The following is a 12,729-nucleotide window of genomic DNA, read 5'->3' on the forward strand; positions in this document are numbered from 1 at the left end:
TCTCTCGTGTTTTATGACGAATAGTTCGACGCTTGAACACCGGCACGCTCATCCAGACGCCGATTACTCGGTTCCGGTGAAGTACGGACGCTCCCGAGTCAACGTGGAGATAGGTATTACCGACGGAAGCGTCGACTGGTTTCTCGTTCAACTGGAACAGAACATCGGGGAACAGTACGGAGAGCGTGACTGGCGACAAGTGGCTCGGTTCGACCACCACCCTGATTCAGCGTGGGGGCACGACATCGAGTCGGAGCGTCTCCACCTTGACCTATATCGAGACGGAAAGAAAGTTGACGTTCAGCGTGGATTCCCAGCAGTAACGGCGGAGAACGCGCCAGCGTACTGTGAGCGATTCCTCACAGAACGTGCTGACGACCTTCTCGAACGATACGGTCCGCAAAAGGGCTAATACCTACCGCTCTTCTTCTGGAACCGATTCCAAGTCGTCGAGTTCTGGAATCGGTTTATCGTCCGCAGAGAACTTATCTACTGGTTCATCCGTTTTTTCGGATAAAACTGCCTCCGCGGATTTTGTTTCGTGTGTAGGCATGTTTTCGTACGCTGGAATTGTTTCCCTTAGACAAATAGCTTGTTACTGATTTTCGTGGAGTTCGATCTAAACGCTGTATCGTACTGAGTGGAATAAAAGAGGCGACGGCTCGCGTTTAGTCGTCTTCGAGCGCCTGCGCGATGCGCTGGAGCTGGCGGGTCGCGTCGCGGACCTCGTCGCGGAGCTGGCGCACCTCGCGGACGAGCTCCTCGTTGCCGCCGTCGTCGCCGCGGGGGGCCTGCTCGCCCTGCGCGCCGGGGCCGCCGCCCATGCCGGGCGGGCCGCCCGCGCCGCCGGGACCGCCGCCGCCCATCATGCCGGACATCATCTGCGCGAAGGGGTTGCCGCCGCCGCCACCGCCCATCCCCGGCGGGCCGCCGCCGCCCATCATCTCCTCGGGGTCGGGGCGGTCGCCCTCCTCGCGCTCCTGCTCGCGTCGCTCGCGGATCTCCTCGACGCGCTCGCGGAAGGACTTCTCCTCGCCGTCGTCGCCGTCGGCGGCGTCGTCCTGTTCGCCGGCCTCGCCGTTCTCGGGGTCGGTGGCGTCGTCGTCTGCCATGCGCCACGGTTCGGCGGCGCCGCCGAAAAGGGTTGCCGTGGCGTCCGCGACGGTGTATTTATACGTCGTCGTCGAGCGACCTCGCCGGTCGTCAGGTCCGGACCATGCGGTGACAGTTCGGACACTCCGTCGCCCCCGTGGTCCCGCCGGCCGCGGGCACGCGGTCGCCGCAGTTCGGACACCGCCTCCGGGCGCGGGCGTACTCCGTGCTCGACCGGACCGCGGAGCGGTCGCCGTCGTCGCTCACAGGCGTGTGCTATTGTTTACCACACAAATAGCTTGCCGACATATCCCTAAAACACCATTTAGGCCGTCGAGCGCGGGCCGTCCGCGCCTGTCGCCCTCACTCGTGGCCGGAGACGCGAACCGGCTCGTACGGCGCTTCGAGCCACTCCACGTCCGAGTCGGAGAGGTCGATGTCGAGCGCCTCGACCGCGTCTTCGAGGTGTTCGACGCTGGTCGTCCCGACGATGGGCGTGTCGACCCACTCCTTGTGGAACAGCCACGCTAAGGCGAGCTGCGCCATCTTCACGCCCTTCTCGGCGGCGAGCTCCTCGACGCGCTCGTTGACCTCGCGGCCGCCGCCCTCGCGGTACGGGTGCGCGTAGAGGTGCTCTTCGGTCTCGCCGCGGAGGGTGGCGTCCACCTCCTCGTGGGGGCGCGTCAGGTAGCCGCGCGCGAGCGGGATCCACGGCATCACGCCGACGTTCTTCTTTTCGCAGAGCGGGAGCATCTCGCGTTCCTCCTCGCGGTACGCGAGGTTGTAGTGGTTCTGCATCGTGGCGAACCGCTCGTACCCCTCGCGCTCGCTGACGCGGAGCGACTCCGCGAACTGGTGGGCCCACATCGAGGAGGCGCCGACGTACCGCACGTCGCCGCGCCGCACCGCGTCGTCGAGCGCGGCCAGCGTCTCCTCGATCGGGGTGTCGTAGTCCCAGCGGTGGATCTGATAGAGGTCGATCGTGTCGGTGCCGAGCCGGTCGAGAGAGTTCGACAGCTCCTGTTCGATCGCCTTCCGGGAGAGGCCGCCCGAGTTCGGGTTCGACTCGTCCATCTGGAAGTACCCCTTCGTCGCCACGACGAACTCGTCGCGGTCGTAGCCGTCGAGCGCCTCGCCGAGCACGCGCTCGCTCGCGCCGTTCGAGTACATGTTGGCGGTGTCGAAGAAGTTCACGCCGAGGTCGATCGCGCGCTCGACCAGCTCCTTTCCTTCCTCCTCGTCGAGGACCCACTCGCGCCAGTCGGGGTCGCCGAAGCTCATACAGCCGAGACAGATCTTCGAGACGGTCGTCCCCGTGTTCCCGAGCGTCGTGTACTCCATGCCTCGATCAGTGCGAGCCGCGGCAAAAAGCTACGCGCGGCGGCGGAGGGGGCCGGGAGTCGATCGGACCGCCGGCGGGCGTCGGCGCGTCAGTTGCGGAACGACGCGGTGTACACGAGGAACGCGCCGGTGAGGATGACGAACGCGAGGAACGTCACGAGCGCGAGCACGTTCGCGATCGGCGAGAGGGGGTCGAGGAACGACTGGCCGGTCGAGTCGAGTACCAGGACGGCGAGGAGGGCGGCGATCAGACCGAGCAGCCAGTTCGTGAGGATCTCGTCCATGACCCGCCCGACACGCGGGGGCGACAAAAAGCCGCGGATGCCGCGGCGGTGCTGGACGCTCGGCGATCGGGGAAATCCGCGGCGCCGCCGGAGCTATGTCGGTGGCGCCCGTGGATCGGTACCGTGAGCGACCGGACGACCTGCTGGCTGCTCGGCGACCAGCTCAACCCCGACCTCGACGTCCTCGACGCGGCCGACGACGTGCTGCTGATCGAGGCCCACGGGTTCGCCGACCGGAAGCCGTACCACGCCCACAAGCTGACGCTCGTGTTCTCGGCGATGCGGCACTTCCGCGACGACCTCCGCGAGCGCGGCCACGACGTGACCTACGTGCGGGCCGAGTCGTTCGGCGAGGGGCTCGACGAGTTCTTCGCGGAGCGGGACGCGAGCGGCGGCGACGGCCCGCGACTGCAGCTCATGCGCCCCGCGAGCCACGGCGCCGGCGAGCGGCTCCGCGAGCTCGTCGCCGAGCGCGGCGGGACCCTCGATCTCGTCGACAACGAGCTGTTCTGGACGACGCCGGCCGACTGGCGCGAGTGGGCGGGCGACGGCGACGGACCGCTCGTCGGCGACGACGGCGCCGCCGAGCGCACCTTCCGGCAGGAGAACTGGTACCGGCACGTCCGCCGCGAGACCGGCGTGTTGATGGACGACGGCGACCCGGTCGGCGGCGAGTGGAACTACGACGACCTGAACCAAGAGACGCCGCCCGACGGCTGGGAGCCGCCGGCGCGACCGGCGTTCGAGCCGGACGAGCTGACCCGCGAGACCCACGCGTGGGTGTGCGAGCGGTTCGACACGTGGGGCAACGACTCGCTCGACGAGTTCGCGTGGCCGGTGACCCGCGACGAGGCGCGCGAGGCGCTCGACCGCTTCGTCCGCGACGGGCTCCCCGCGTTCGGTCGGTACCAGGACGCGATGGTCGGCGGCGAGCCGTTCTGCTCGCACTCGCTGCTCTCGCCGGCGATCAACCTCGGGCTGCTCGACCCGCGCGAGCCGGTCCGGGCGGTCGAGCGCGCCTACGCGGAGCGCGGCGCCGAGCCGGGCGGGTACGACCCGGCGGAGCACGGCGCGTCGGGCGGGGCGACGGCGTCGCTCGACGACTTCGGCGACGGCGCGGACGGCGCGAACGAGGCCGACGGCGCGGAGTCGGCGGAGTCGACGGACCCGGCGCCCGTCCCGCTCAACGCCGCGGAGGGGTTCGTCAGGCAGGTGATCGGCTGGCGGGAGTTCGTGCGCCACGTCTACCGCGAGGCGATGCCGGAGCTGGCCGACGCGAATCAGTTGGGACAGGACCGGGACCTGCCGCCCGCCTACTGGGACGGCGACACCGACATGCGGTGCCTCTCCGAGGCGGTCGACCACGTCCGCGAGTACGGCTACGCCCACCACATCGAGCGCCTGATGGTGCTGTCGAACTTCGCGCTGGTGTACGGCGCCGACCCGGGCGAACTGAACGAGTGGTTCCACCTCGGGTTCGTCGACGCGTACCACTGGGTGACGACGCCGAACGTCGTCGCGATGGGGTCGTTCGGCACGGACGTGCTCTCCTCGAAGCCGTACGCCTCCTCGGGGAGCTACGTCAACCGCATGAGCGACCACTGCGCGGACTGCCCATACGCCGTCTCGCGGACCACGGGCGAGGGCGCCTGCCCGTTCAACGCGCTCTACTGGGACTTCCTGAAGGAGAACGAGGAGACGCTGCGCGGCACCGGGCGGATGGGGCTGATGTACTCGCACGTCGACGACAAGGACGACGCGGAGTGGGAGTCGATCCGCGAGCGCGCGGCCCGGGTGCGCGAGCTGGCGGCCGACGGAGAGCTGTGAGCGTTCGGGGAGCGTGCGGGACCGAGGGGAGAAGTGGGCCCTACTCGCCGCTCGCGAGCCGGCGCAGCCGCGGGAGCGCCTGCTCGTAGCCGAGGCCGACGAGTCCGACGTACAGCGCGATCAGTCCCATGCCGACGGCCCACGCGCCGAGCACGAGGTCGCCGCCCGAGACCGCGGAGAGCCCGAACCGTTCGAGCACGACGCCGACCGCGGCGGCCGCGCCGGCGCCGACGGTGACGGCGAGAAGTTCGACGAGTTCGACCGCGACGGCGGGTACTTCGACCATACCGGAGGGGAACGGCCGGCGATTATGACTCTTTCGGGACGCCGGGATTCCGCGCTCAGGGCGACCGCGGCGGCGTCACTTCAGTCCGAACGACCGCATGGCGGTGTCGACGAGCCCCTTCGCGATCAGCGCGAGGCCGGCGAGCAGCACCATCACGGCGCCGGCGATGACCGGATCGCGGACGGCGATGATACCGACGGCGGCGACGACGGCGACGAGGCCGGCGATGCCTTCGAGTCCGAGCGTGTCACGCATGTCGTCGGGTGGTCGACGGTCGTGCTTAAAAGGGGCGGATGCGCGCTCCGGCGGAGAGCGGCCCTTTTATTTCGACGAGCGCGTATCACCGCGTACGCATGAGCAACGGAGACGGCGGCGGTCGGAACGACCTCCGGATGCCCGACGACGACGAGGTGTTTGCGGAGGTCGTCGAGATGCTCGGCGCGAACCGGGTCAAGGTGCGCTGCGCGGACGGGAAACAGCGAACCGCCCGCATCCCCGGTCGCATGCAGAAGCGCGTGTGGATCCGCGAAGACGACATCGTCCTCGTCGAGCCGTGGGACTGGCAGGACGAGAAGGCCGACATCTCGTGGCGCTACGAGAAGAGCGAGGCGGAACAGCTCCGCGAGGAAGGCCACTTACAGTAAGTCGTTTCTCGGGGTCGGCGGCAAAGACCTCCAAAGCCCGCACAGCACCCCTCACGCCTCCCCAGCCTCGTCGCTGGCACCCTCCGCTTCGCTTCGGGGGTCAGCGACTCCAGCGAGGATCGGAGATTCTCTGACAGCCGGCGCTACGCGCCGGCGACCTCGCGCCTACCGTAACGTGTCGGTGTCGCCGTCGTCGCGCTCGCACCGCGCTTAAGTCCGAACGGGCCTCAGCGAGCGTATGCTCCGGCTCGCGATGACCACCGACGCGGAGACGTTCGAGCGGGTGCGCGAGCCGCTCGCGGACCGCGGCATCGACGTGGGCCACGTTCAGGCGAAAGAGCGGACGCTGCGGGTCTCGGAGGGCGAAACCGGCGAGTGGATCCCGGCCGAGCCCGACGAATTCGAGGGGTTCGACGTGGGGCTCGTCTACCCCACCCGCCTCATGGAGGGCGCGGTCGTCGACGAGCGCCTCGGCGTCCCGTGGGTGAACGGCCGGGACGCGGTCGTGACCTCGCGGAACAAGGCGGGCGTGCTGGTCGCGCTGTCGGCTGCGGGGCTGCCCACGCCGAAGACGACGCTCGTGTCGAACCCCGTCGACGAGTCGGCCGTCGTCGACGCCGCCGCGGAGTTCTCCTATCCCGTCGTCGTGAAGCCGAACTCCGCGACCCGGGGCGTCGGCGTCGCGACCGCGACCGACCTCGACTCCCTGCTCGGCGTCGTCGACTACCTGAACCTGATCCACGACTACCGCGCCACCGGCGACAAGTCGTTCCTGATCCAGGAGTACCTCCCCGACGCGCGCGACTACCGCGCGATGGTCGTCGACGGCGCGTACGCCGGGGCGGTGGAGCGCGTCCTCGACGACGACGCGCTCGCGGCCGGCCGGTGGAAGCACAACGTCCACCGCGGCGCGACCGCCCGCGGCGTCGACCTCGACCCCGAGGCGCGCGACCTCGCCGAGCGCGCGGCCGCGGCGCTCGGGATCGACTACCTCGGCGTCGACCTGCTCGCGACGGGCGACCGGCTCGTCGTCAACGAGACGAACGCGCGGCCGACCGTCGACGCCGCGACGAAGTACGAGGACGATTTCTACGACCGGTTCGCGGCGCTGATCCGACGGACCGCCGAGGACGGGTGAAGCGGGGGGCGCCGGGCGAGCGGGGGCCCGACCGGCTCAGGCCAGGTCGATCGACGCGCTGTCGTCGTCGCGGTCGAACGAGACCTCGAGGACGCCGTTGTTGAACGTCGCGTCCGCGGAGTGCTCGTCGACGGGGGCGGGGAGCTCGACCGTCTCGTCGTACTCGCGCCGGTCGGAGACCGCGGAGATGGTGAGCGCGTCGCCGTCGCAGCGCAGCGAGAGGTCCTCCTTCGAGACGGCGGGGAGGTCGGCGACGAGACGCACCGACTCCTCGGTGGTGTACGCGTCGACGTGGGTGTCGGAGCCGAACCCGGCGTCGTCGGCCGACGGGGCGTCCGCGTTGGCCATCTCGTTCATCATCCGCTCGATCTCCTCGAAGAAGTCTCCGAACGGATCGTCGCGGTCGTCTCTGTCCATACCTTCCGTGAAGTCGGTGACCCCGATAAGCCTTCTGTCGGTCGCCGTATCGGCCGCTATCCGCCTCGCGCCGGGGGACCGACGGCGGGCGTCGGGCGACGGTGCTCGGCCGACCGCACCGGCGATCGGCGACACCGAGCGTAACAAATTCCAACGATTATGACGGTCTCGGCGCGACTGGGCCGGATTTAAGTAGTTGCGTCTCGGCTTTTTCGAACATGAGTAAATCGTATCTGTCGGCCGGTGACGACGTGAGCGGCGACGAGGTCGTGCGGGTGGGGCTCAACGGCTTCGGTCGCATCGGGCGCAACGTGTTCCGCGCGGTGGTGGAGCACCCGCGGATCGAGCTCGTCGGGATCAACGACGTGATGGACTTCGACGACATGGGGTACCTCGCGAAGTACGACACCGTCATGGGCCGGCTCGACGGCGTCGAGCGCGACGGCGACGAGCTGACGGTCGGCGGCACGTCTGTCCCGCTGTTCAACGTCCAGGACCCCGCGGACCTCCCCTGGGACGAGCTCGACGTCGACGTCGCCTTGGAGTGTACCGGGGTCTTCCGCACCCGCGACGACGCGAGCGCGCACCTCGACGGCGGCGCCGACACCGTGATCATCTCGGCGCCCCCGAAGGGCGAGAAGCCGGTCAAACAGCTCGTCTACGGCGTCAACCACGACGAGTACGACGGCGACGACGTGATCTCGAACGCCTCCTGTACCACGAACTCCATCACGCCGGTCGCGAAGGTGCTCGACGCTGAGTTCGGCATCGACGCCGGCACCCTCACCACCGTCCACGCCTACACCGGCTCGCAGAGCCTCATCGACGGCCCGATGAGCAAGCGGCGCCGCGGGCGCGCCGCCGCGGAGAACATCGTCCCCACCTCGACGGGCGCCGCGGGCGCCGCGCAGAAGGTCCTCCCGCAGCTCGAGGGCAAGATCGACGGGATGGCGATGCGCGTCCCGGTCCCCACCGGCTCGATCACCGAGTTCGTCGTCAGCCTCGACGAGACGGTCACCGAAGAGGAGGTCAACGCGGCCTTCCGCGACGCCGCGGACTCCGGCCCGCTCGCGGGCGTCCTCGGCTACACCGACGAGGAGGTCGTCTCCTCCGACATCGTCGGCCTCCCCTTCTCCAGCTACGTCGACCTCCAGTCGACGAACGTCGTCGCCGGCGGGAAGCTGCTGAAGATCCTCACCTGGTACGACAACGAGTACGGCTTCTCGAACCGGATGCTCGACATGGCCGCGTACGTCCACGACGAGGCGTAAGCGCGACCTTTCGCCCGGGCCCGAACCGCTTCCCGACGGCACCGCGCCCCGGAGCGCCACCGCTTAAGTGACCCATCGACGACCGTTCATCCATGCCCGCCTTCGACACCATCGACGACCTCCCGGCAGACAGTCGCGTCCTCGTCCGACTGGATCTTAACTCCCCCATCGAGGACGGCGAACCGCAGGACAACCGCCGGTTCGAGCGCCACGCCGAGACCGTCCGCGAGCTGGCCGACGCCGGCCACCGCGTCGTCCTCATGGCCCACCAGGGGCGGCCCGGCCGCGACGACTTCACGTCGCTCGCCGGTCACGCCGACATCCTCGCCGACCACGTCGGCCGCGACGTGGCGTTCGTGGCCGACACGTACGGCGAGGCGGCGCTGGACGCCATCGACGCGCTCGGCCCGGGCGAGGTCCTCTTACTGGAGAACACCCGGATGTGCGACGACGAGCTCCCGGAGGCGTCGCCCGGGGAGAAGGCCGAGACGGAGTTCGTTGAGACCCTTGCTCCGCGCTTCGACGCGTACGTCAACGACGCCTACTCGGCGGCGCATCGGAAACACGCCTCGCTCGTGGGGTTCCCGCTGGCCCTCCCCGCGTACGCGGGCCGCGTGATGGAGACCGAGTACGAGGCCAACACCGCCATCGCCACCCGCGAGTTCGACGGCCCCGTCACGATGGTCGTCGGCGGGACGAAGGCGACGGACGTGATCGGGGTGATGGACGCCTTAGACGACCGTGTCGACCGCTTCCTCCTCGGCGGCGTCGCCGGCGAGCTCTTCTTGCGCGCCGCGGGGCACCCCGTCGGGCGCGACGTGGGGGAGATGGACCTGTTCGACGAGCAGTGGGAGGGGAACCGCGAGCTGATCGAGTCGGTCCTCGAAGAGCGCGGCGACGCGGTCCGGCTCGCGAGCGACCTCGCGTACGAGGGGGCCGACGGCGACCGCGCCGAGGTCGCCGTCGACGACATCGAGGAGAAGCGGGAGGCGTTCCTCGACGTGGGCGCCGCGACGGTCGCCGACTACGAGCCGGCGATCCGCGAGTCCGACGCCGTCTTCGTGAAGGGCGCGCTCGGCGTCTTCGAGGACGAGCGGTTCGCCGACGGCACCGTCGGCGTCCTCGAGGCCATCGCCGAGACTGACTGCTTCTCGGTCGTCGGCGGCGGCGACACCTCGCGGGCCATCGAGATGTACGGCCTGAGCGAGGACGACTTCTCGCACGTCTCCATCGCGGGCGGCGCGTACATCCGCGCGCTGACGGGCGAGCCGCTCCCGGCGGTGGAGGTCTTAGAGGCGGCGGCGGAGCGGTAGGCGGGGAATCGGTCGGGAGACGGGGCGAATTACTCCTCGACGTCGAGGTCGAACTGCTCGTTTTCCGTGACCGCGTTGAGGACGACGCTCGTGTTCGACTCGCGGATGTCCGCGTCCGTGAGGATCGACTTGATCTGGTCGTTCATGCCGTCCGTGTCGGTGAACTTCCCGATGGCGATCACGTCGTAGTCACCGGTGACCTCGTAGACGCTCACCATCTGCTTCTCCTGGCGCAGCTTCTCGGTGACGTCCGGCAGCGCGCTCCCCTCGACTTTGAGCTGGAGCACCGCAGTCACGTCGTAGCCGAGCTTGTCGTAGTCGACGACGGGCGTGTACCCGCGGATCACGCCCTCCTCCTCGAGGTCGCGGAGGTGGTTCGAGACGGTCGTCACGGACACGTCGAGCTCGTCGCCCAGGCTCCGGAGGCTCGCGCGGCCGTTGCTGAGCAGCGAGTTAATGAGCTTCGCGTCGAGGTTTTCGTACGTCATCACACCCAACCACGCTTTCGGGGGTTTAGAATTTTACGAACGTCCAGCAGTTTTGCCTGTCCGGCGGTTCATGCGCCAAGCGATAAGGCCTTTATACTGGCAGATAACGAATCAAACGTCCAGAACATGACGGACGAACAAGCGAAACCGGACGGCGGCCTCACGGCCGAGGAACAGGCTGTACTCGACGAAATCGAAGAGAAGAACGTCGACTTCCTGCGGCTACAGTTCACCGACATCCTCGGCGTCGTGAAGAACGTCTCCGTGCCCGCCCACCAGGCGGAGAAGGCGTTCACCGAAGGCATCTACTTCGACGGCTCCTCCATCGAGGGGTTCGTGCGTATCCAGGAGTCGGACATGCGGCTCGTCCCCGACCCCGACACGTTCGCGGTGCTCCCGTGGCGCAGCGACGGCGACGGCGACAGCGGCGCCGCGCGGCTCATCTGTGACATCGTCGACACCGACGGCGAGCCGTTCGCCGGCGGTCCGCGGCAGGTGCTCAAGAGCGTCCTCGCGGAGGCCGAGGAGATGGGCTACTCCGTCTCGATCGGTCCGGAGCCGGAGTTCTTCCTGTTCGAGAAGGACGAGGACGGCAACGCGACCACGATCCCGCACGACAACGGCGGCTACTTCGACCTCGCCCCGAAGGACCTCGCGTCCGACGTGCGCAAGGAGATCATCTTCACGTTAGAGGAGATGGGCTTCGAGATCGAGGCCTCCCACCACGAGGTCGCCGAGGGGCAACACGAGATCAACTTCAAGTACGACGACGCGCTCTCGACCGCGGACAACATCGCGACGTTCCGCGCCGTCGTCCGCGCCGTCGCCGAGCAGCACGACCTCCACGCGACGTTCATGCCCAAGCCCATCGCCGACATCAACGGCTCGGGCATGCACAGCCACATCTCGCTGTTCGACGAGGACGGCAACGCCTTCGCCGACGACTCGGACGAGTTCAACCTCAGCGAGACCGCCTACCAGTTCATGGGCGGCATCTTAGAGCACGCGCCCGCGTTCACGGCCGTGACGAACCCCACCGTGAACTCCTACAAGCGGCTGGTGCCCGGCTACGAGGCGCCGATCTACGTCGCCTGGTCCGACACGAACCGCTCGGCGCTCGTCCGCGTCCCCGACGCCGCGGGCGTCTCCGCGCGCTTCGAGGTCCGCAGCCCCGACCCGTCCTGTAACCCCTACCTCGGGATGGCGTCGCTCATCGCCGCCGGCCTCGACGGGATCAAGACCGGCGCCGACCCCGGCGACCCGGTCCGCGAGGACATCTACGAGTTCGACGACGAGAAGCGCCAGGAGTACGGCATCGAGACGCTGCCGCCGAACCTCGGCGCCGCCGTCGAGGAGCTGGAGGCCGACGAGGTGCTCCAGGAGGCGCTCGGGCCCCACACCTCCGAGAAGTTCGCCGAGGCGAAGTCCCAGGAGTTCAGCGAGTACCTCACCCAGGTGTCGCAGTGGGAGGAGGACCGCTACCTGGAGACCTTCTGAGGCGACGGCCCGGCCGCTCGGCGCACAGCACTCGTTCGACTCGCTTTCGATTTTTCGCGGTTCGCCGTCACGCTCCCAGACGGACCTCGGTACGTCCGGCTGGACCGCCACGGCGCGTGAGAGAACGATCGCGACCGATCAGGCCGTCCGCCCCGCGTATCGGGGCAGCGCCGGCAGCGCGACGACGGCGACCACGGCGGCGGTGGTCGCGACCAGCGTCACGGGAAGCGTCCCCGCGAGCGCGTAGGCGCCGACCCAGAGCCCGCCCGTGACCGCCAGCGCCGGGACCGCGACCCGGACCGGGATCGCGGGCTCGTCGCCCTCAACGAGTCGCCAGCCGACCGCGCCGCCGGCGCCGGTGGCGATCCCGATCCCGGCCTCGACGACCTCGCCGGTGTACCCGCCGGCGACGGCGACGGCCAGCGCGCCGGCCGAGACGACCGCCGCGAGGAGGAACGCCGGCGCAGGGTTCAGGTCGGCGGTGGGGCCGGCGGCCGTCTCCGCGCTCGCCGAGCGGCGGACCCGCGGGTCGCCGGCCAGCCACAGCGCGACGGCGACCGTCCCCGCGCCGACTGCGAGCCCGGCGAGCACGTCGACGAGGAAGTGCACCTCGATGACCACCCGCGAGGCCGCGACGGCGACCGCGACCGCCCCGGCGGCGACGTAGCGGGCGCGGTCCGTCCAGAATCGGTCGTACAGCAGCGCCAATGCGAGGTACGCGGCCGCGCCGCCGGTGGCGTGACCGCTCGGGAAGCCGAACCCGTCCGAGAGCACCTGCGCCTCGTACCACCCGGTCAGCAGCGCGGGGAGCCACGTCGGCACGTCGGCGGGCGGCATCGCGCCGGGCGGCCGGGGGACCGCGAACCACGCCTTCCCGAGCGCCGTCGCGGCGTACGCGCAGGTGACGGCCGCGATGGCCGTCGCGCCGGCGCGGCGCGGCGACCCCGCGACCCCCTCGCTCGCGAACCAGTAGCCGACCGCGAGCAGCGCGAAGAGGAACCACGGGTCCGCGAGGTGGGTGACGGCCGCGAAGAGGACGACGACGAACTCGGGGAGGGCGTCGACGACCGCGGTCTCGCCGAGCCCGCGGTCGGCGGCGACAATTCCGGTCACGGGTCGGTCACTCCGGGA

The 12,729-nt window shown here is 69.3% G+C and carries 17 protein-coding genes; 7 read left to right on the top strand and 10 right to left on the bottom strand.

Annotation, left to right across the window (positions count from 1 at the left end; translation table 11 throughout):
- Window positions 1-76 precede the first annotated feature (76 nt).
- Window positions 77-412: a hypothetical protein gene (locus tag DVK05_RS16875; protein ID WP_147437749.1), complete on the top strand. Its 336-nt coding sequence runs from the start codon at window positions 77-79 to the stop codon at window positions 410-412.
- A 3-nt stretch (window positions 413-415) separates the two neighbouring features.
- Here the strand turns inward: DVK05_RS16875 and DVK05_RS17305 are convergent, their stop codons facing one another.
- From DVK05_RS17305 to DVK05_RS08965, 5 genes are all read right to left on the bottom strand, one after another.
- Window positions 416-553, bottom strand: a complete 138-nt coding sequence (locus tag DVK05_RS17305; protein ID WP_199712305.1) for a hypothetical protein — start codon at window positions 551-553, stop codon at window positions 416-418.
- A gap of 115 nt (window positions 554-668) precedes the next feature.
- On the bottom strand, window positions 669-1,112 hold the full coding sequence (locus DVK05_RS08955; RefSeq protein ID WP_121563039.1) for a hypothetical protein: 444 nt from the start codon (window positions 1,110-1,112) through the stop codon (window positions 669-671).
- A gap of 91 nt (window positions 1,113-1,203) precedes the next feature.
- On the bottom strand, window positions 1,204-1,359 hold the full coding sequence (locus tag DVK05_RS17310) for a hypothetical protein (protein WP_199712306.1): 156 nt from the start codon (window positions 1,357-1,359) through the stop codon (window positions 1,204-1,206).
- Window positions 1,360-1,455: 96 nt separating this feature from the next.
- Window positions 1,456-2,433, bottom strand: a complete 978-nt coding sequence (locus DVK05_RS08960; RefSeq protein ID WP_121563040.1) for an aldo/keto reductase — start codon at window positions 2,431-2,433, stop codon at window positions 1,456-1,458.
- 89 nt (window positions 2,434-2,522) lie between these two features.
- On the bottom strand, window positions 2,523-2,717 hold the full coding sequence (locus DVK05_RS08965; RefSeq protein WP_053770545.1) for a hypothetical protein: 195 nt from the start codon (window positions 2,715-2,717) through the stop codon (window positions 2,523-2,525).
- Window positions 2,718-2,840: 123 nt separating this feature from the next.
- On the opposite strand from DVK05_RS08965, the gene DVK05_RS08970 reads away from it, so the two are divergent.
- On the top strand, window positions 2,841-4,544 hold the full coding sequence (locus DVK05_RS08970; RefSeq protein WP_121563041.1) for a cryptochrome/photolyase family protein: 1,704 nt from the start codon (window positions 2,841-2,843) through the stop codon (window positions 4,542-4,544).
- A gap of 40 nt (window positions 4,545-4,584) precedes the next feature.
- Here DVK05_RS08970 and DVK05_RS08975 read toward each other — a convergent pair whose 3' ends face one another.
- Both DVK05_RS08975 and DVK05_RS08980 read right to left on the bottom strand, forming a co-directional pair.
- The gene (locus DVK05_RS08975; RefSeq protein WP_053770543.1) at window positions 4,585-4,830 is read right to left on the bottom strand and encodes a hypothetical protein; all 246 of its coding nucleotides are present in this window, start codon (window positions 4,828-4,830) and stop codon (window positions 4,585-4,587) included.
- 75 nt (window positions 4,831-4,905) lie between these two features.
- On the bottom strand, window positions 4,906-5,085 hold the full coding sequence (locus tag DVK05_RS08980) for a hypothetical protein (protein ID WP_121563042.1): 180 nt from the start codon (window positions 5,083-5,085) through the stop codon (window positions 4,906-4,908).
- A gap of 98 nt (window positions 5,086-5,183) precedes the next feature.
- Here DVK05_RS08980 and eif1A point away from each other — a divergent pair, with 98 nt between their 5' ends.
- Together eif1A and DVK05_RS08990 are read left to right on the top strand one after the other, a co-directional pair.
- A complete protein-coding gene (eif1A, locus tag DVK05_RS08985) occupies window positions 5,184-5,474 on the top strand; it encodes a translation initiation factor eIF-1A (RefSeq protein WP_004597376.1) in 291 nt (96 codons plus the stop codon).
- A 238-nt stretch (window positions 5,475-5,712) separates the two neighbouring features.
- On the top strand, window positions 5,713-6,612 hold the full coding sequence (locus DVK05_RS08990) for a RimK family alpha-L-glutamate ligase (protein WP_121563043.1): 900 nt from the start codon (window positions 5,713-5,715) through the stop codon (window positions 6,610-6,612).
- A gap of 36 nt (window positions 6,613-6,648) precedes the next feature.
- Here the strand turns inward: DVK05_RS08990 and DVK05_RS08995 are convergent, their stop codons facing one another.
- Complete coding sequence (locus DVK05_RS08995; protein WP_121563044.1) at window positions 6,649-7,029, bottom strand: Hsp20/alpha crystallin family protein; 381 nt, start codon at window positions 7,027-7,029, stop codon at window positions 6,649-6,651.
- Between the two features lie 218 nt (window positions 7,030-7,247).
- Here DVK05_RS08995 and gap point away from each other — a divergent pair, with 218 nt between their 5' ends.
- Window positions 7,248-8,300, top strand: coding sequence for a type I glyceraldehyde-3-phosphate dehydrogenase (gene gap, locus DVK05_RS09000; RefSeq protein WP_121563045.1), 1,053 nt, complete (start codon window positions 7,248-7,250; stop codon window positions 8,298-8,300).
- Window positions 8,301-8,392: 92 nt separating this feature from the next.
- Window positions 8,393-9,613 (top strand): phosphoglycerate kinase, encoded by a 1,221-nt coding sequence (locus DVK05_RS09005; protein ID WP_121563046.1) that lies wholly within the window; start codon window positions 8,393-8,395, stop codon window positions 9,611-9,613.
- A 29-nt stretch (window positions 9,614-9,642) separates the two neighbouring features.
- On the opposite strand, the gene lrp is transcribed toward DVK05_RS09005, so the two are convergent.
- A complete protein-coding gene (gene lrp / locus DVK05_RS09010; protein WP_004597351.1) occupies window positions 9,643-10,101 on the bottom strand; it encodes an HTH-type transcriptional regulator Lrp in 459 nt (152 codons plus the stop codon).
- Between the two features lie 126 nt (window positions 10,102-10,227).
- On the opposite strand from lrp, the gene glnA reads away from it, so the two are divergent.
- The gene (glnA, locus tag DVK05_RS09015) at window positions 10,228-11,598 is read left to right on the top strand and encodes a type I glutamate--ammonia ligase (RefSeq protein ID WP_121563047.1); all 1,371 of its coding nucleotides are present in this window, start codon (window positions 10,228-10,230) and stop codon (window positions 11,596-11,598) included.
- 138 nt (window positions 11,599-11,736) lie between these two features.
- Here the strand turns inward: glnA and DVK05_RS09020 are convergent, their stop codons facing one another.
- Window positions 11,737-12,711: a phosphatase PAP2 family protein gene (locus tag DVK05_RS09020; RefSeq protein ID WP_121563048.1), complete on the bottom strand. Its 975-nt coding sequence runs from the start codon at window positions 12,709-12,711 to the stop codon at window positions 11,737-11,739.
- Window positions 12,712-12,729: the final 18 nt, after the last annotated feature.

Origin of the sequence: Halorubrum sp. Atlit-8R (assembly GCF_003666025.1) — an archaeon.
GTDB classification, from domain to species: domain Archaea; phylum Halobacteriota; class Halobacteria; order Halobacteriales; family Haloferacaceae; genus Halorubrum; species Halorubrum salinarum.